The sequence below is a fragment of the Leifsonia sp. NPDC058248 genome (assembly GCF_042881905.1).
GTDB lineage: Bacteria > Actinomycetota > Actinomycetes > Actinomycetales > Microbacteriaceae > Leifsonia.
Window position 1 is genome coordinate 257,230 of sequence record NZ_JBHVXB010000007.1, and the last position, 16,418, is coordinate 273,647.

General features: G+C 67.3%; 19 protein-coding genes. 6 read left to right on the plus strand and 13 right to left on the minus strand.

The window, feature by feature from the left end:
• Positions 1-999: 999 nt before the first annotated feature.
• The gene (locus ACFVV5_RS13700) at positions 1,000-1,209 is read right to left on the minus strand and encodes a hypothetical protein (protein ID WP_387244870.1); all 210 of its coding nucleotides are present in this window, start codon (positions 1,207-1,209) and stop codon (positions 1,000-1,002) included.
• Between the two features lie 727 nt (positions 1,210-1,936).
• On the opposite strand from ACFVV5_RS13700, the gene ACFVV5_RS13705 reads away from it, so the two are divergent.
• Together ACFVV5_RS13705 and ACFVV5_RS13710 are read left to right on the plus strand one after the other, a co-directional pair.
• Positions 1,937-2,539, plus strand: coding sequence for a hypothetical protein (locus ACFVV5_RS13705; RefSeq protein ID WP_387244873.1), 603 nt, complete (start codon positions 1,937-1,939; stop codon positions 2,537-2,539).
• A 703-nt stretch (positions 2,540-3,242) separates the two neighbouring features.
• On the plus strand, positions 3,243-3,950 hold the full coding sequence (locus tag ACFVV5_RS13710; RefSeq protein WP_387244876.1) for a DUF6338 family protein: 708 nt from the start codon (positions 3,243-3,245) through the stop codon (positions 3,948-3,950).
• 190 nt (positions 3,951-4,140) lie between these two features.
• On the opposite strand, the gene ACFVV5_RS13715 is transcribed toward ACFVV5_RS13710, so the two are convergent.
• A complete protein-coding gene (locus ACFVV5_RS13715; RefSeq protein WP_387244879.1) occupies positions 4,141-4,422 on the minus strand; it encodes a hypothetical protein in 282 nt (93 codons plus the stop codon).
• Between the two features lie 44 nt (positions 4,423-4,466).
• The gene (locus tag ACFVV5_RS13720; protein WP_387244882.1) at positions 4,467-4,826 is read right to left on the minus strand and encodes a hypothetical protein; all 360 of its coding nucleotides are present in this window, start codon (positions 4,824-4,826) and stop codon (positions 4,467-4,469) included.
• Between the two features lie 60 nt (positions 4,827-4,886).
• Between ACFVV5_RS13720 and ACFVV5_RS13725 the strand changes: the two genes are divergently transcribed.
• Entirely contained in the window at positions 4,887-5,363 is a 477-nt protein-coding gene (locus ACFVV5_RS13725; protein WP_387244885.1) for a hypothetical protein, read from the plus strand.
• A 191-nt stretch (positions 5,364-5,554) separates the two neighbouring features.
• Positions 5,555-5,785 carry a hypothetical protein gene (locus ACFVV5_RS13730; RefSeq protein WP_387244888.1) on the plus strand — a complete coding sequence of 77 codons (231 nt, stop codon included), beginning with the start codon at positions 5,555-5,557 and terminating at the stop codon, positions 5,783-5,785.
• A 39-nt stretch (positions 5,786-5,824) separates the two neighbouring features.
• On the opposite strand, the gene ACFVV5_RS13735 is transcribed toward ACFVV5_RS13730, so the two are convergent.
• The 6 genes from ACFVV5_RS13735 to ACFVV5_RS13760 form a co-directional block, all read right to left on the minus strand.
• A complete protein-coding gene (locus ACFVV5_RS13735; RefSeq protein WP_387244891.1) occupies positions 5,825-6,244 on the minus strand; it encodes a hypothetical protein in 420 nt (139 codons plus the stop codon).
• Positions 6,245-6,322: 78 nt separating this feature from the next.
• Positions 6,323-6,517, minus strand: coding sequence for a hypothetical protein (locus ACFVV5_RS13740; RefSeq protein WP_387244894.1), 195 nt, complete (start codon positions 6,515-6,517; stop codon positions 6,323-6,325).
• Entirely contained in the window at positions 6,511-6,642 is a 132-nt protein-coding gene (locus ACFVV5_RS13745) for a hypothetical protein (RefSeq protein WP_387244897.1), read from the minus strand. Before ACFVV5_RS13745 ends, ACFVV5_RS13740 begins: the two co-directional genes overlap by 7 nt.
• The gene (locus ACFVV5_RS13750; RefSeq protein WP_387244900.1) at positions 6,639-6,869 is read right to left on the minus strand and encodes a hypothetical protein; all 231 of its coding nucleotides are present in this window, start codon (positions 6,867-6,869) and stop codon (positions 6,639-6,641) included. Before ACFVV5_RS13750 ends, ACFVV5_RS13745 begins: the two co-directional genes overlap by 4 nt.
• A gap of 2 nt (positions 6,870-6,871) precedes the next feature.
• Positions 6,872-7,510 (minus strand): hypothetical protein, encoded by a 639-nt coding sequence (locus ACFVV5_RS13755; RefSeq protein WP_387244903.1) that lies wholly within the window; start codon positions 7,508-7,510, stop codon positions 6,872-6,874.
• A 59-nt stretch (positions 7,511-7,569) separates the two neighbouring features.
• Positions 7,570-7,818 carry a hypothetical protein gene (locus tag ACFVV5_RS13760; protein WP_387244906.1) on the minus strand — a complete coding sequence of 83 codons (249 nt, stop codon included), beginning with the start codon at positions 7,816-7,818 and terminating at the stop codon, positions 7,570-7,572.
• Positions 7,819-8,205: 387 nt separating this feature from the next.
• Between ACFVV5_RS13760 and ACFVV5_RS13765 the strand changes: the two genes are divergently transcribed.
• Positions 8,206-8,346, plus strand: a complete 141-nt coding sequence (locus tag ACFVV5_RS13765) for a hypothetical protein (RefSeq protein ID WP_387244909.1) — start codon at positions 8,206-8,208, stop codon at positions 8,344-8,346.
• Positions 8,347-8,605: 259 nt separating this feature from the next.
• Here ACFVV5_RS13765 and ACFVV5_RS13770 read toward each other — a convergent pair whose 3' ends face one another.
• A complete protein-coding gene (locus ACFVV5_RS13770) occupies positions 8,606-10,123 on the minus strand; it encodes a recombinase family protein (RefSeq protein ID WP_387244912.1) in 1,518 nt (505 codons plus the stop codon).
• 163 nt (positions 10,124-10,286) lie between these two features.
• Between ACFVV5_RS13770 and ACFVV5_RS13775 the strand changes: the two genes are divergently transcribed.
• Positions 10,287-11,774: a hypothetical protein gene (locus ACFVV5_RS13775; RefSeq protein ID WP_387244915.1), complete on the plus strand. Its 1,488-nt coding sequence runs from the start codon at positions 10,287-10,289 to the stop codon at positions 11,772-11,774.
• Here the strand turns inward: ACFVV5_RS13775 and sucB are convergent.
• The 3 genes from sucB to ACFVV5_RS13790 all read right to left on the minus strand — a co-directional run bounded on the left by sucB (position 11,771) and on the right by ACFVV5_RS13790 (position 16,355).
• Positions 11,771-13,324, minus strand: a complete 1,554-nt coding sequence (gene sucB / locus ACFVV5_RS13780; RefSeq protein WP_387244918.1) for a 2-oxoglutarate dehydrogenase, E2 component, dihydrolipoamide succinyltransferase — start codon at positions 13,322-13,324, stop codon at positions 11,771-11,773. The two genes, ACFVV5_RS13775 and sucB, sit on opposite strands and share 4 nt — an antisense overlap.
• Before the next feature lie 65 nt (positions 13,325-13,389).
• Positions 13,390-14,763 (minus strand): dihydrolipoyl dehydrogenase, encoded by a 1,374-nt coding sequence (gene lpdA, locus ACFVV5_RS13785; RefSeq protein ID WP_387244921.1) that lies wholly within the window; start codon positions 14,761-14,763, stop codon positions 13,390-13,392.
• A 104-nt stretch (positions 14,764-14,867) separates the two neighbouring features.
• Positions 14,868-16,355 (minus strand): leucyl aminopeptidase, encoded by a 1,488-nt coding sequence (locus ACFVV5_RS13790; RefSeq protein WP_387244924.1) that lies wholly within the window; start codon positions 16,353-16,355, stop codon positions 14,868-14,870.
• Between the last annotated feature and the right edge of the window lie 63 nt (positions 16,356-16,418).

Genomic DNA, 16,418 nt, shown 5'->3' on the forward strand with positions numbered 1-16,418 from the left:
CGGGTCGGGTGAGGAACTCATTCAGCGTCGCGTCCGTTACGTCGGAGCCATGGCGGCGATTCTGTCCCATGATGATTCGAACATAGATTCGAATGTCTGCTTGCGCAACTTCCGACAAGCCGAGCTTTCAGCTTGCGGAGTCGTAGGGCTGACCTATGGTGTGAGCACTCAAAGATGAAGGAGGCTCAATATGGAAGCTGATGTCGAAGTCGGACCTGAGTTCGAGGACTCGGGCGATCCGGTATGGGTGCGGCCACCGTTGCGCGACGGCGGTGCGTTCCCCCTCGACAGGTATCTCGCGTGGGGTCGGTGGCGCGAGCGGATATATCCCGATGAGGCAGCACCTGAATTTCGCCAGCCTCTCAGAGTCGGAACGGCGGGCCTACTCCGAGCGGTTATTCGGCTGGGGCACGCATCGAACCCCGCAGGGCAGTCGCCTGAAGGGCCGGACTCCCTTCCGGACCCGCTAACTGCAATCACGGCCACATACGACGCTCTGGAGTGGGTCCACAGCCTCGACGAGCACCTGAGGATAAGTGGGCGTTATGGGGCGGCTACAGATATTGAGTCTGACCTAGGTCGGTACGTGGAGGGGGCCGTCGGCGCTCGGAACGCGTCGCACCACGGCATTCGGCCTGTGGTCGGAATTGCAGAAGTGGGCTCCCCGATCTACGAAGTAGAGGGCGACCGATGGATTCACACGGGGACTTACGGGGGAGGCCGTCCACAACTTCGCTGGGTCGAAAGACTTCCGGCTCGGGTTGAGGCGGGCGAATTGGGCAGGCCATTGCTCCGCTACCCGGATCAAATTGCTGCCTTCATGAGTCATCTCGCGGGGCGCGAGGTTACGAACACCTTCAATGGCATCTATGCGTTCTTCTCGCTTGTCGTGCCTGAACTCGACGTGCCGCCTGGGGTCTTCTTCACACCCGGAAGCAACCCCCCGCCGATAGACCCAAAGCAATTGACGGACTAGCGAGAGTCGCGACACCGCACCTTTCACGGTCGGACGGAGACGACCTCGGCGAGCGCCGCGAGTAGCTCACGCTTTACGGCCGCGAACTCGCTCAGGAGGCCCGCACGCACGGACGAAGGCACGCCGCGATTCTGGGCGTCCAGGAGCGCCGCGTAGGCCGCCTGGGCGATCGCCTCGCGGAGGTCGTCCTCGGGGCGTGCGGCAATAGCCGCGATGATCTCGTCGCGTGTCACTCGGCCACGGTATCGCGAGGGGTGCGGCCGAGCTGTCGCCCATTTTGGGGGTCGGCGGCTCGGATCGGCGGAACTCCGCGGGTAGCCGGGTGTCGCCGCGCGAGCCGTCTTACGTGGCGCGAGCGGGGGGGCCGCAAGGTGTGTTTAACTTCCTTCGGCGGTGCGACCCGGGCAGCGCCGAAGGGAGATTGCAATGATGTACGAAGACGCCGCACTCGCCGTTCAGACGCTTTTCGGTGACACGATCGGAGACGTCGAGTTCTCCGAGCCGGTCGACGTTGTCGTCGCGAGCCGGAAGTCGCTCGACGTATAGGACGACCCCGAGCTAGGACTAGTAGCTCGAGGCCGCGCCTCCGATGATACGGGGCGCTCTGCGCCCGTCAGAAACACGAAAAGGCCCTAGATCGAGCGGATGCTCGACCTAGGGCCTTTTGTGCGCGAGCGAGGCGCACGCGATTTGTCGAGGCGCCTCTAAGCTGTGCCCATGAACCCGCACTTGCTGAACCCAGCCGGTCGTCTCTGGGAGTTCCTGTCAGCGACCTGGTCGGCGCCGGACGCGCAGAACCTCGTGAGTGCCTGGGGCTCATATGTAGGCGGGACGCCTGACGAAGACGGGCCTCGCTACTTCTCTGCAATGAGCGTCGTCATGGCCTGGCCGAAAGAGATTCGGGAGCTCGTCGCAGAGCTACCGAAGGGAACGATTCCACGGTCTCAGCTCCTCCGAGGAGTGACGGAGGCCGAGGCGGTCCTGAAGCTGGCGCCGCAAGCGTACGGGATGCAGGTGGCGCAAGCGAAGGGGCAGTTCCACAAGGGGACGCTTTCCGACCTGGAAACGTGCAGCCGTGTGCTCAACGGTCACGCGGGGATCGTCACTGACGATGACGAGCTCGACGGCGAATGGCCAGCGGAGCCCGCTGCCGAGAGCGCAACAGCGGAATCCGAGAGCAAGAAGCCGCCGAAGCCGGAGGAGCCGCTGGACGCGATCCGCCGACTCGCTGAGGAGATCATCGCCGCCGTGAGCGGCGATGACGTACCCGCGGAGGCGAAGCGCATCCTCTGGGAGCACGCCTCGGCGATCTCGCGCGCTGTCGATCTCTACAAGATCGTCGGCCCAGAGGGCCTGCGGCGCGAGTACGAGGGCACAGTCGGGGCCGTCCTATTGCACCCCGAGACGCGCGCGCTGATGAAACACGACCCGGGAGTCTGGCATCGGATCACTGAGATAGGCAAGATGATCGTGCTGCTCGGCGCGACCGCCGACGTTCCCTTCGACGTGATCGAGAAGGGGCACACGATGGTCGCCGCGATAACGTCCATGATCGGCGGCTAGGGAGGCCTCCTCGCGGAAGTGCTCCATGTGACGACGAAAGGCCCCCGACTGAGCGAGGAGCTCGGCCGGGGGCCTTTCGCGTCGGTGGCCTACTTCGTCTTGTCGTTCAACTTGTAGGTCATGTTCGGCTTCGGAGTCGGCGGGAACGGTTCGCCCTTCGTCGACGTGACTTCTTGGCCGGACTTGCCGCCGCGGGGACCCACAAGGCCCCACTGGCCGCTCGTAGGTACAGTCTGACCAGGCTTGAAGCTGTCCTTGTTGCTGCCATCACTTCTTCTCTCCGGCGCACTCGGGCTTCCCCTAGCGGCACGCCGAGCGGGGACTGTCCACGTGCGGCGGTGCTGAAGGGATTAGTCTGTGCGGAGATCAACCTGCCAGAAGATCAGCCCAGACCCCGGAAGCCTTCGACTCTTTCCCTGAGCGTTGTGCCTTCGGGGTCTTGTGCTGCCGGTTTCATTCTCCCGGCGACCACCGTCTCATGAGTTCCGCGACACGCCGACGAAATTACGATCTTCCGATGATCCGGCCGCTACGGTCGTTGACACTCGTGAGTCCACGGTCGTAAGAAAACGCGTCAGACTTGGTGCCCGTACTCGCCGATGAGGGCGGGAACACTTGCTTCTCCGGCGGCAGGCCCGCTGATCTCAGCCTTAGCTGGAAAGCTACGTTTCGGCGCTCCTCTAGGCTGACGTCGAGGAGAGACATGTCGATACCGGATTCCGTCCCGCAGATCGTGCTGTTCGTGCTGTTCGTCCTGCCGGGCATCACCTTCACAACCGTTCGGGTTGCCCTCGTCGGCACGAAGGCCGCAGATTTTAGTGTGCCCGCACGAATCCTTGAAGCACTGTTCGTCAGCGTGATCTTCGACGCGGTTTATCTCTTCGTCTTCGGCGACTGGATCAGTCAACAGATTCGAGAGAAGCGGAATCCCGTCACGGACGCTCCGCAGCCCGTAGCGCTGCTGGCGATCCTCATGTTGGTCATCGTCCCGGCGCTAGTCGCCGTCCTGTTCTACCTTCGGATACGGCGTGTTCCTCTCGCGGACCCGGAAGGTCGCCCTCGTCTGAATCGCCGGGGTAAGCAGAAGCGTGGATTCCGGCGCACGTCGAACTACCGCTCGACCCCCACTGCCTGGGACTTTAGGGCGTACAGCTTGAAGGCCGGCAGCTTCGTGCGGGTGCGCATGGAGTCGGGCGTGTACATCGGAGGCTGGTTCTCGACACGGTCTTATCTGAGCACGTATCCCCACGGCCGGGACATGTATATCGAGTCACAATGGAAGATCGACAGAAATGGCGACTTCCAGGGGAAGATAGTTGGTACCAACGGGGTCTGGGTATCGCTCACTGACAAATCGGTTGTCGAGTGGGTCGACCAGGCGCCAGAAAAGGAGTCCGAAAATGTCCGATGAAGGCACTTCGAATGGCGAGACCCTGCTTGGTGGCGCGGGCGTTCCCCGGCATGTCGAGGAAGGGGCCACTATCTCTAAGGGCGCCTCGCCCCTCGCGTTTTCTCCTGAGCCGACCCGCGGACCCGCTGGAGGTTCGGGCGCATCTGACAGCGCGAACACAGGTCAGACCGAGGAATAAGCGCTCCGGATACTAGAACGGTGCCTCGCCGTCGTCCTCGGGGCTCTCCAGCTCTCGTGCTGTTCCGGCCTGCTCTCCGCGGAGGCGCGCTTCGATCTCGGCGCGCTTGACGCTCGGGAGCTCTGCCATCAGTGCGAGGTAGGCGGCGCGAGCGACGCGCCGACGGTCGCGGGGACGATCTGAGTTGAGCTCTGCGTATTCGAGGGCTGACTCGGCGACGGCCTCCGGGGACCATCCGCCGACGGGGCGACCGGGGTGCCACGCTGGAAGCGCGCCGGACCGATTGCGCGGCATGACGATGAGGACGCCTCGCTCGCTGGGAGCGCGAGCTGGGCGCCTCACTTCGCGTACCTAGCTTGCGCGGCGCGGCGCCCCCGCTGCGAGTTAGTCATGGGGCCGGCCGTTGCCGGGACGAGGCGAGCGAGGATGCTCGCGGACGCCGTCCGGGCGAGTCGAGCCTCTGCGACAGCGGGATGGACGATCGTCTGTCCCGTCGAGCCGCGGGCGACCATACCCGCGGCGATACTGACCTTGTCCAGGCGCTCCGCCGCGGAGTGGAGGGCCGCGGCCTGCTCCAGGGCGCCGAGCTCGGCTCCTGCGAGGTCCGGACGCTGCTCGATTACGCTGAGGAAGAGGTCACGCGCTCCCTCGGTCCAGTCGGCCGGGAGTTCCCAGTCTGGTTCTGCTTCGATGGTCATTTTGTCCTTCGGCGATGGCACCGGGAATGGCGCGTTAGGGTGTGCGGCGGGAGGTCGAATATGGCGACGTGGGACGACATGGAGAATCTGAGCTTTGATGAGCTGGAGCTCTTGTCTTTTGACGAGCTGGAGCGTCTATCGCTTCGGGAGATCAGACGTGTGGTGGACGTTGTTTGGCCGATAACACACAAGCTCAACGTGGACGAGCGCGCGCACTTGAAGAACGGGCTACTCGACGGCTCAATTCCGCTCGGCGTGGCGCTTTACGAGATCGATGATCCATCGGCCCCTGGAGTTGAGGCCCTCTTCGCGGCGAACAACATCTGGAACAAGCTGAAGCCGAAGAGCCGCGCGGAGGCGATCGCCTACGTCGGAATCCTTGCCGCGGTGCTCCAGGTCGGCGTGTCCCTGATTCCCGAAGAGAAGCCTGACGTGCAAGTTGTTATCCAGATCATGCCTGAGCAACTCCGGCCGACTCCTGCGCCCACCCCGGAGCCTCCTGCGCCACCGGCGCCGCCTGCGGCACGCGACATCTAGCGAAAATCAGAGCGCTGCCGGTAGCTAGGGGCCCGCGCTATGCCCGTCCGGGCTTGTCGGGAGGGGAGGGGGAGAGACACCCCCACCCGTCGGCGTCGTTGTCGTTTACGTCCTCAGGCCCGGGTGGGGCTCGGGGTCGCGAGATGAGTGCCAAACGCTCGTCATGAACGAACGGGCGTACGATGCGGCGTGTGATCGCGTGGATACGGAAGCACACGTTCGGCGCGTACATGACAATTGGTGCGGGCTGGCTGGTGTTGGGCGGCAGCTATCTCGTCACGTCGCTGATTGAAAGTGATGGGCACTGGCCGGCTGCCGTTGTATATCTTGGGTTTGGTGTCGTCTGGGTCGTGGTTGCGCTGCTTTCGCGTGTGCGAAGTCGCAGCCGCCAGAAACTTACTGACGCCTCCTCGCGGGACTAGCCTGCTCAGCACACCTCTCTGAGCTGCGCCTCATCGGTCCTACTTGGGGCGGGTCGCTCGGCGTTTGGCGGGCGCGTGTCCGCGCATGAACGCGAGAACAGGACGGGGGCCGCGCGCGGGGACCATCTCGCCGCACGCGTCCGCGCACGCGACGACATAGCGGGACGAGGGAGCGCGGCGGACAGGGGCAGGCTCGGGGGCGAGTTCGCGAGCTAGTGCCGCTTCGGCGCGCTTGCGGCCATGTGCCTTGATCCGGCGCGTCCGTTCGATCGAGGTCAGTTCGAGCCATTCCGTCTTGCCGTAGGGCCTACGCATGGCGGCGCTCGCCTCACTTGCGAACGCGACGGAGGCGAACTTCAGGAGCGGTGCGGTCAGCTCGGCTACAAGCTCCTGATATCGCTGAAACTGCTCGCGAGGCAGGTCGGCGGGACGGGTTGCTAGCTTCATCAGTTTCGTCATAGGGGGCTCCTGTGTGGTGTGGGTTTGAGGAAGCCAGGGGACGGGCGCGGGCCGCCCCCTGGCGATGCTGTGCGCGCGCTACGCGCCGAGGATCGAGCGCCAGACCGCGACGCCGACGAGGATCACGCCGGAGAGCGTGACAGCCCCGAGTGCGATCCCGATCACGACGCCGAGAGCCCGGCCGACGAGGTAGGCGCGTGCGCCGCGAACGACGCGTGACTCGTGTCGGGCGATCGCGCCGAAGCGGGCGTCGACGTCGTCCTGACTCAGCACAGGTCGTCCTCGTCGAGGAAGGGCAACGGCTCCGCCCCGCCCTCGAAGGGGCCGCCGTCAGCGCGGACGGCGTCGACGTAGAGTGTCCCGTCGAGGAGGTTCGCGGGAACGTCGCGTGGGGTCATTGCCGGATCGCCATCGCGAGCGCTTTCGCCTCTGCCCAGTCGGCGGCATTCGTCGAGCCGTTCGCGAGGAGCTGCGTGAGGGCGTCGGCGGGAGCGATCTTGTGGCGCGCCGCGTAGCGGTTGACTGTGCGCCGGGAGAACAGGTCGAGGTCCTCGACGCGGTCGGGGAGGCTGGTGCCTTCTACTGTGCTCTCTACGAGCTGCGAGATCGTCTTGTGGCTAGGCACGGTCAAGCCTCCTGGGTGAGAGCGCCGAGGTCGAATCCGTCGACACGGCCGCTGTAGTACGCCTCGGCATAGTGCTTGTCGTTGTAGGGCTTCCCGCGATACCGCGCGGTCCAGTGTCGGCCGGGCGAAGCGGCCGCTGTGTGGGCGAGGTCGCGGGCGTCGAGCGCCTCTCGGAGCGTCTTCCACGCCGCGACAGCGGTCGCGTGATGGGCTGCGGCGACAGCGGACGCGACGGCGATCCGCTCGGCTCGTGTCGCGGGATCGTGAGTGAGGTCATCGAATCGCTTTAGAGCTGCCAGGGCTCGGTTCGACTGAGCGATCGTCGCCCGCTCTGCGACTGCGTAGGCGCTCTGCGCGACCTCGTACTCGTCGATCGGGACGCCGGGCGCGCGTGTGCGCTGCGGGGGGACGCTGAGGGCGTCGAGGGCTTTCGCGGCGACCCTCTCGGCCGCGTCGAGCTCGTCGCCTTTCGCGTTCTCGTCCTGCCAGGCCTGCCGTGCTGTGGCGAGCTCGGGGAGGGCTTCGACTATTTCGTTCAGCGGCTCGTGTCGAGCTTCCTGGAACAGCGCTCGACCGCGAGCTCGCCGGTAGCGGGTGTGGTCGTCGCTCGGCTTCGGCAGCGGGTGTTCTGTCTCTGTCATGGTGTTTCCTTCCGGGGTGGCCGGATGCAGCGGGGTCGCATCCGGAGGAATGAGGGGCGTTACGCCGCGGGGAGTACCCGGTGCGCTTCGGCGATGATCGCGTCGAGCTCGGCCTCGGGTGCGCCGGTCTGGACGGCGGTCGTGAGGCGGGCGAGGAGCTCGGCTCCGATGCGGCGCAAGGTGTCGGCCTCGGCCTCGCGTGCCGATCGCCAGGACGTGCCTCGACAGGCGGACGTGCAGAAGCGGGCGTCGACCCGCGTCGCCTCGAAGAGATCGCCGCACTGGGCGCACTGCGTCAGGTGGGTCACGGTGCCTCCTTTAGAGGTTCGAACGGCTGAGGGGCCGCGAAAAGACGCCCGCCGAGTGGCGAGCATCAAAAGAGTGAGGGGGCGCGCAGTCCACCCCGGAGTGTGCGCGCCCGCTTCGCCACACAGAGGACGAAGTCACGGCGTGGACACACGCCGAAGCTGCGCGGCAGAACGGCGCACAGCGAGGGAGAGCCCTAGGGGGCTCACTAGTAGAGAGGGCCGGAGTTACCTCTTAAGTGACGCCTGATAGCGGGCGTTCTCTTCCTTCTTGCAGTCTCGGCAGTACCGATTGAGGCCGCTCGGGTCGCGGCTGTATCGAGCGAACTCGCTCAGGGGCTTCCGCTCCTTGCATCGCTCGCAGCGTCGCCCGCTCCCTTCCTGGTATCGATGGAGACGCCGCACGGCGGAGACGACGAGCTCGGGGGCGTACTCAGCCGCGACGGCGGAGACGAGCTCCTCGGCGGACGGGGCGGGGTGGGCGGCGGCGGGCATGGGGAAGGGGTCCTCTCGGTGGGTGACACCTATTGAGAGGGCCGGGGACGCTGGAGCTGCTCACGTTTCGCCGGTCGGAGGGCCGGTGACGGCCCCTGATTCGTCCCGGCGCGAATAAACCTGACGCAACTGACGGAAGTTGCGTCATTCTCTATTCCACCTACTAGAGAGAGTTCACTAGTACAGGTAATAGAGAATGACGCAACTTCCGTCAGTTGCGTCAGGAATGGGCCTCAGGAGGGCGTTTACACGCCTCGCCCGGCGAGCCCGCGGCGTCGTCGAATGTGGTACGAACTCAGACGATCGCTTCGCGGCGCTCGTCCGACGCTGGCGACTGAGCATCGGTCCAGTCGCGCCAGTGGATTGTCAAGCGCGACGGGTCGAAGCGCGGGCCGCGAGTCTCCCTCATGCCGACCTCGATGTGGTCGATCCGGGCAGCGATGAAGCGACGGCGCTCGCCGAGGTCTTCCTCTTCAGACCATGCCTCGCGAAACGTGCGACCCGTCGCGACCTGGCTTGTCCGGACCGTCGTCGGAAGGGCGCGGAGCTGCGATCGGCGGTTCTTCAGCTTTGAGAGTCGGACTGTCAGAGCGGCGATGTCCGAATCGTCCGCGAGCATCGCCGTCGTGACGTCTGACAGCGCCGTCTCGACTTCGGCGAGCTCGGCGGTGCTCCTGCTGTCGACCGCCTCCTCGATCTCGCGGAACTCGGGTGCGTCGCCGATCATCTTCAGGAAGGCGTCGGAGATATGGTCCTCCAGTCCCTGAGCGCTGATCGCCGGACCGCGGCAGTCGATCCCATTCACAGGCCCGGCGCAACGATAGCCGGGTCCGCCGTTGCGACCGGTGTTCACGTACATCTTTGTGCCGCACAGCTTGCAGTAGACGAGCCCAGAAAGAAGGCGGGCCATGTATGGCTTCCGCTTGCGCGAGGAGGCCCCGCGAGGATCGTTGACGCGAGCGCGGAGGCGCTGGACAGTATGAAGGTCGACGATCGGCTCCCAGACTTGAGCGGGGAGCCCGTCGTCCCCGAGGACGAGCTCGCCCTGGTGCTTCATTCGCCCGAGTATCGCGTCGCCGGTCAGCATGCCCATAATGCTCGTGAGCTGCCAGCGCCCGGTCGCGAGTCCATCAGGGTCACGGCCAGCCTGGACCGCCTTCCGGTAGGCGCTTCGCGGTGCCGGAACGGCGCGGGCGTGGAGGTCGAGAATGATCCGCGGGATGGTGTCATTGCCGTCGAGAAGCCGCTCGGCGATCTCGCGAATGGTTGCGGCCTCGGCAGGGTCGACGAGAAGGATTCGGCCCTCGCCGTGAGGGTTCGGTGCCGGACGATAGCCGTACGGCACATTGCCGCCAGAGAAGCGGCCGGAGTGCTTCAGCGCGTGCATGGAGGAGCGGACGCGGAGCGACGTGTTCTCAGCTTCGATCCTGGCGACCTCGGATAGGATCGCCGCGATGATCCTCCACGTCGGCTGATCTGAGCGAAGGCCGTCGGCCATAGCGACGAAGAGCGTGTCGGGACGGGCGTCCAGCGTCCCGATGAGCTGCGCGACCGCGGAGAGGCCCTGGCGGCTCCAGCGGTCGAACTTCCAGACCACGAGGACGTCGGCTTCGCCGTCGGCGATCATGCGGAGCGCCTCGACCGCGTTCGCACGGGACTTCCGTCCCGATATGCCTTCGTCCGTGAGGGTGGCAGTGACGTCCCAGCCTTCCCGCTCGGCGAGGGCTCGGAGGTCCGCCTCCTGGCGGGCGATGGACGTCGAGGTATCGGACGCATTCGACAGGCGGAGATATAGGACGGCGCGCTTCGGCATGACCTGAGCCTACTACGTGTTTAAATTCAGTTCGCCACGACGAAGTCGACCACCCGGACAGTCTATGCGGTTCGCGCCCCTCCACAATTCGGGGTCGAGGCGGGTTCTCCACGGGCTCGGCTACGGCCTGGCCGCGCGCGCGATCGCCGTGTGGACTGGAGCCATGACAGCGCCCCGCCTCGAGCTCGCCCGCCGCGCAGCGGCCCTCGCCGTGCTCCGCGGCTGGGAGGTCGTCCGCACGCTCGATTCCGGCGACGAGGAGCTGCGGCAGCTCGTCGCTCCACGCGGCGCGCGATCGTCTGCCGTCCTCCGCCTGCGGTCGCCTGTGGCGCAGGCGCAGGCGCAGGCGCAGGCGGAGGCGGAGGCGAGGGCGCAGGCGGAGATCGACGCGCTGAGCGGGGCGCCCTCCGAGCACGTGCTCTCGCTGATCGAGGTCGTGGCCGAGCATCCGCGTCGACGTGAAGTCAAACGGGGCGCACCGCCACCGACCCTCCTGCTCGAGCACGCGCCGGGCGGTCTGCTCGCCGAGCTGCTCGAGCGCCGTCCGTACGTGCGTGCCGGGGAGGCGGCGACGATTCTGATGGCCGTCGCCGCGGGAGTGGCCACCCTGAATGAGCGGGGCTGGTCGCACGGGTCACTGACGTCGCGGAGTGTGGTGTTCCGTGACGATGGCTGCCCCGCGATCGCGTCGCTCTCGAACGCGCTGCCGCTCACTGTTCAGTCGGCGCAGTCCGAGCGGCGGGGGTTCCTGCGTCTGGCGGAGCGCCTGGCCTCCTCGATGGGGAGGGACGACGGCGACCGGATGCTCGAGGCGATCCGTGAGCCGCTCCAGTCGGGCGGGTGGCAGGAGGTGGCGGATGCTCTCGCCGTGGCCGCCGAACCGGAAGCGGTTTTCGTACCGGCCGGCGATTCCTCCGAGCTGGGTGTTGCGGCCGTGCGGGCGTCGAGGAGCGCGTCCGACCCGGCGCCGGGGAGCGAGCACGCGGCGTCGGAGACGGGGGTGCTCGGAACGCTGCTCGAAGGAGATCCGGTGGCCGAGCTCGTGGTGCGAGGCAAGAAGTGGCTTCAGACACGGAGACGGCTGGTCTGGCTCGTGTGCGCACCACTCGGAATCGTGGCCGCGGTCCTCGCCGTCGTGCCCGCTCAGACGCCTCCGGACGGGTCGCCAGCAGCCGCTGACCCGAGGAGTGCGCCGACGGTCCACCACGCTCGGCCGACGGCGTCAGCGGGCGCCGTGGGGAGGACACCCGCGCCGGTCGCCTCCGTCTCGCCGTCACCCACATCGACGGTGGACCACACGACCGGGACAGACGCGATCCGTTCGCACGATCCCGTGATCGCAGCGCCGGCGCTGCTCAGCGCTCGGCACGCGTGTTTCGTCGCGAATGGCGCCCCACCGTCATGTCTCGATGCCTCGACGCAGCCGGATGCCGCCCTCCATCGCGAGGACAGGGCGGCGCTGGGCGCGCCCGGTGCCGCGGCGCGCCGTGATTTCGGCGGGGCGGCGTTCGAGCTCGTCCAGCAGTGGGGAGACGCGGCACTCGTCACCGCGACGCCCGCGAAGGGCGTGCAGGCGAAAAGCGAACCGGCCTCGATCCTGTTGGTCAGGAGCGAGGCCGGTTGGCGGCTACGTGATGTCTACGTGGACTAGACGCCCAGGTTGCCCTCGAAGTCGCCGCCCTCGAGGCGGTTCTTCACCGCGACGAGGAAGCGGGCGGCGTCGGCGCCGTCGACGATGCGGTGATCGTACGACAGGGCCAGGTACACGGTCGAGCGGATCGCGATCGAGTCGCTTCCGTCGGCGGTGATCACCACCGGCTTCTTGGACACGATGCCGGTGCCCAGGATCGCGACCTGCGGGAGGAAGACGACCGGGGTGTCGAACAGGGCGCCACGCGAACCGGTGTTGGTGAGTGTGAACGTCCCGCCCGCCAGCTCGTCGGGCTTGAGCCGGTTCTCGCGGGTGCGCGCGGCGAGGTCGGCGATCTCCGTCGCGAGGCCGGCCAGGTCGAGCTCCGACGCATTGCGGACCACAGGGGTCAGCAGTCCGCGCTCGGTGTCGACCGCGATCGACATGTTCTCGTGGTCCGGGTAGACGATCGAGTCGCCGTCGATGGTCGCGTTGATGACGGGATACGTCTTCAGCGCCTCGGCGGCGGCCAGAGCGAAGAACGGGAGGAACGACAGCTTCACGCCGGTCTTCGCGTGGAAGTCGGCCTTCACCTTGTCGCGGAGCACGGCCACCTTGGTGACATCCACCTCGATCACGGTCGTCAGCTGAGCCGACGACTGCATCGAGACGACGGCGCGCTCGGCGACGACCTTGCGCAGCCGCGACATCGGCTGGGTCGTGCCGCGCAGCGGCGAGACCTCGGGGGCAGGCGCGGCGGCTGCGGGGGCAGCGGCAGCGGACGGAGCGGCAGCGGCAGGAGCGGCAGCAGCGAGGATGTCCTCCTTGCGGATGCGGCCACCGACACCGGTGCCGGTGACACTCGCCAAGTCGATGCCCTGCTCGTTCGCCAGCTTGCGCACGATCGGGGTCACGTAGCCGGCGTTGCCGGCGTGCGCGCCACCCGATGCCGGAGCCGCGGCAGGCGCCGCAGCCGGAGCGGCGGCGACCGGAGCCGGAGCCGGAGCCGCTGCGGGTGCGGCGGGAGCAGGAGCAGCCGCGGGAGCAGGAGCAGCCGCGGGAGCCGGAGCCTCAGCGGCCGGAGCCGGAGCCTCGACTGGAGCGGCCGGCGCAGCCTCGGCGGCAGGCGCCGGAGTAGCCTCCGCTACTGGTGCCGGAGCGGCTTCAGGAGCCGGAGCGGCTTCAGGAGCCGGAGCAGCTTCAGGAGCCGGAGCAGCTTCGGCAGCCGGCGCAGGTGCCTCGGCAGCCTCAACCGGAGCGGCCTCAGCCGGCGCAGCTTCAGCGGCGGGTGCGGCCTCGGCGGCAGGTGCTGCCGGGGCCTCGCCGCCACCGGAGCCGTCGCCGATCGTCACGAGCGCGGTGCCCACCTCGACGGTCTCGTCCTCTTGCACCAGGATCGCCTCGACGACGCCCGCGATGGGCGACGGGATCTCGGTGTCGACCTTGTCGGTCGAGACTTCGAGCAGAGGCTCGTCGACCTCGACACGGTCGCCAACATTCTTCAGCCAGCGGGTGACCGTGCCTTCCGTGACACTCTCGCCGAGTGCCGGGAGGCTGACGGATTCGCTCATGAGCTTGTCTCCTTCAAACCAATTCGTTCAGTAGCTTATTGCAGTCGCGTCGAGGCTCGGCGGACTTAAAGGGTGTGCAGCGGCTTGCCCGCGAGGTAGAGGAACGCCTCGCCGAGCGACTCGTTCTGCGTGGGGTGCGCGTGGACGAACGGTGCGATGTCCTCGGGGTACGCCTCCCAGTTCACGACGAGCTGCGCCTCGCCGATGAGCTCGCCGACGCGGGCGCCGATCATGTGCACGCCGACGACGGGGCCGTCGGTCACGCGCACGACCTTGACAGAGCCGCTCGTTCCGATGATCTCGCTCTTGCCGTTTCCGGCCAGGCTGTAGTCGTAGCTCGACACCTTGTCGGCGCCGTACTGCTCGACGGCCTTCGCCTCGGTCAGGCCGACGGACGCCACCTCGGGGTCGCAGTACGTGACCTTCGGGATGTTCACATCCGGCACGACGATCGGGTTGAGACCCGCGATCTCCTCGGCGACGAAGATGCCCTGCTGGAAGCCGCGGTGCGCGAGCTGCAGGCCGGGGACGATGTCGCCGACGGCGAAGACGCCCGGGACGTTCGTGGCGAGGCGCTCGTTCGTGATGACGAAGCCGCGGTCCATGGTGATGCCGACCTCGTCGTAGCCGAGGTTCGCGGTGGCGGGGCCGCGGCCGACGGCGACGAGCAGCAGCTCGGCCTCGACGGTGTCGCCGTTCTCCAGCGAGACGACGACGCCGTTCTCGTGCTGGGTGACACCGGCGAACCGGACGCCCAGACGGTAGTCGATGCCGCGGCGACGGAACGCGCGCTCGAGGGACTTGCTGATGGTCTCGTCTTCGTTGGGGACCAGATGGGGCAGCGCCTCGATGATGGTCACCTCGGCGCCGAAGGACTTCCAGACACTGGCGAACTCGACGCCGATCACGCCGCCGCCGAGGACGGCGACCTTCTTGGGGACGAAGTCGAGCTCGAGCGCCTGCTCGCTCGTGATGACGCGGCCGCCGATCTCGAGGCCGGGGAGCGAGCGCGAGTACGAGCCGGTCGCCAGCACGATGTTCTTGCCGACGATCGTGTCTTCGCCGACCTGAACGGTGGTGGGGGAGACCAGACGGCCTTCACCCTCGATGACCGTGATGCTGCGGGCCTTCACGAGGCCCTGCAGGCCCTTGTACTTCTTCGCGACGATGCCCTGGCGGTATTCGGTGACACCGTTGATGTCGATGCCCTGGAACTCCGTGACGATGCCGTACTTCGACGACTCACGCGAATAATCGGCCACCTCGGCCGCGTGGAGCAGCGCCTTGGTGGGGATACATCCTCGGTGCAGGCAGGTGCCTCCGACCTTGTCTTTCTCGATCATGCCCACGGTGAAACCGAGCTCGGCCGCACGCAGCGCCGCTGCGTAGCCTCCGCTTCCACCGCCGAGCACCACAATGTCAAAGTTCTGCTCAGACACCTAGCTACTCCCTCGCGCATCAGGATTCATGACACGACCCTGCCCTGAGAGGTAACTCGAGGGCAGGCGTTGAATGGCAAGAATTTCTTGCCCCTACGACCTTACTACTGTCGGGAAAAGTCCTCGGCCAACCGGATGAGCGCGCGAACCGTGACCGCCGTCGGACCCTTGCCGGTGAAACCGTACGGCGAAGCCGGACCCTTCGCCGGACCGGCGATGTCGAGGTGCGCCCAGGGGATGCGGGGCGCATCCTCGGCGTCTCCTATGCGTCCGACGAACTCCTGCAGGAAGACCCCGGCGAGGAGCATCCCGCCCGCCGTGTTCCCCGGGTTGGCGTTCGCGATGTCGGCGACGTCGGAGTTGATGGTGGCGCGCAGCTCGGCAGGCAGCGGCATGGGCCAGAGCAGCTCGCCGCTCGCCGCGGCGGCGTCGAGCACACGGCCGACCAGCTCCTCGTCGCCCATGACGGCCGAGTAGCGCGTGCCGAGCGCCACCATCGCGGCGCCGGTGAGGGTGGCGACGTCGACGATCGCGTCGGGCTGTTCCTCGCTGGCGGCGACGAGACCGTCGGCCATCACCAGCCGGCCTTCGGCGTCGGTGTTCAGCACCTCCACCGTGCGGCCGCCGCGGATCCGGAGCACGTCATTGGGCCGAATGGCGTTGCCCGAGGGCATGTTCTCGGCGATGCACAGCCAGGCGGTCACCTTCACCGGCAACGCGAGCCGTGCGGCCGCGAGTGTGACCGCGAGCACCGTCGCCGCCCCGGTCATGTCGTACTTCATCCCCACCATGCCCGTCGGCGGCTTCAGCGACAGCCCGCCGGTGTCGAACGTGATGCCCTTCCCCACGAGGGCGAGGTGCTTCGCCGCGCCGTCGGGGGCGTACGACACCTTGACGAGACGCGGCGGACGCTCCGAGCCCTGACCGACGCCCAGGATGCCGCCGAATCCCTCGGCGGCGAGCTGCTCCTCGTCCCAGACCGTCACCTCGACCGGAAGCGATGCCGCACTGGACTGCGCCGCCTCGGCGAGCGTCTGCGGGTAGAGATCGAGCGGAGGCGTGTTGACCAGGTCCTTCACCAGCGCGGCCGCCTTGGCGACGGCGGTGGCGCGGGCGACGGCTGCGTCGTCGTCGGAGCCCGTGCCGAGCACCTCGATCGTCTCGACGGGTGTCTTCACCCCCGCCTTCGTCGCCTCGCGGTACGCGGTGAACGCGTACGACCCGAGGGCGGCGCCTTCGAGGACGGCGGCCAGCTGCTCATCCCCGTCGACCGGCAGCGCGATGGTGACGGCGGCGGTTCCTGCCAGCTGACGGATGCCCGTGCCGGCGGCGTACCGGAGCGCGTCGGCGTCGGCGGGGTCGGGGATGCCCACGACCGCGATCGACGCCGCTCCCTCCGCTCCGGGGAGCCGCACCAGCTCGTCCTTGCCGCCCGAGAACCCGATCGCGTCGAGCTGGGCGGCGACACCGTCGTAGCCGCCGACCGCGAAGACAGAGGCCGACCCGCCCGAGACGCGTGCACCGATGAGCACGACGTCCGAGGACCGGGAGGGGGTGGATGCGGACGAGAGCGAAAGAGAGGGAACCGTCATGCCTCGAATCTAGCCGTTCGCCGTCCGTGCATCCTGTTCGCTGTGGGCGTGAGCCTTCGGAGC

Bases quoted from the DNA above. Each gene is read 5' to 3' on its own strand.
- ACFVV5_RS13710 (WP_387244876.1), top strand. From the start codon at position 3,243: ATGTCGATACCGGATTCCGTCCCGCAGATCGTGCTGTTCGTGCTGTTC.
- ACFVV5_RS13715 (WP_387244879.1), bottom strand. From the start codon at position 4,422: ATGCCGCGCAATCGGTCCGGCGCGCTTCCAGCGTGGCACCCCGGTCGC.
- ACFVV5_RS13720 (WP_387244882.1), bottom strand. From the start codon at position 4,826: ATGACCATCGAAGCAGAACCAGACTGGGAACTCCCGGCCGACTGGACC.
- ACFVV5_RS13725 (WP_387244885.1), top strand. From the start codon at position 4,887: ATGGCGACGTGGGACGACATGGAGAATCTGAGCTTTGATGAGCTGGAG.
- ACFVV5_RS13735 (WP_387244891.1), bottom strand. From the start codon at position 6,244: ATGACGAAACTGATGAAGCTAGCAACCCGTCCCGCCGACCTGCCTCGC.
- ACFVV5_RS13745 (WP_387244897.1), bottom strand. From the start codon at position 6,642: ATGACCCCACGCGACGTTCCCGCGAACCTCCTCGACGGGACACTCTAC.
- ACFVV5_RS13755 (WP_387244903.1), bottom strand. From the start codon at position 7,510: ATGACAGAGACAGAACACCCGCTGCCGAAGCCGAGCGACGACCACACC.
- ACFVV5_RS13765 (WP_387244909.1), top strand. From the start codon at position 8,206: ATGGAGACGCCGCACGGCGGAGACGACGAGCTCGGGGGCGTACTCAGC.
- ACFVV5_RS13770 (WP_387244912.1), bottom strand. From the start codon at position 10,123: ATGCCGAAGCGCGCCGTCCTATATCTCCGCCTGTCGAATGCGTCCGAT.
- ACFVV5_RS13775 (WP_387244915.1), top strand. From the start codon at position 10,287: ATGACAGCGCCCCGCCTCGAGCTCGCCCGCCGCGCAGCGGCCCTCGCC.
- sucB (WP_387244918.1), bottom strand. From the start codon at position 13,324: ATGAGCGAATCCGTCAGCCTCCCGGCACTCGGCGAGAGTGTCACGGAA.
- ACFVV5_RS13790 (WP_387244924.1), bottom strand. From the start codon at position 16,355: ATGACGGTTCCCTCTCTTTCGCTCTCGTCCGCATCCACCCCCTCCCGG.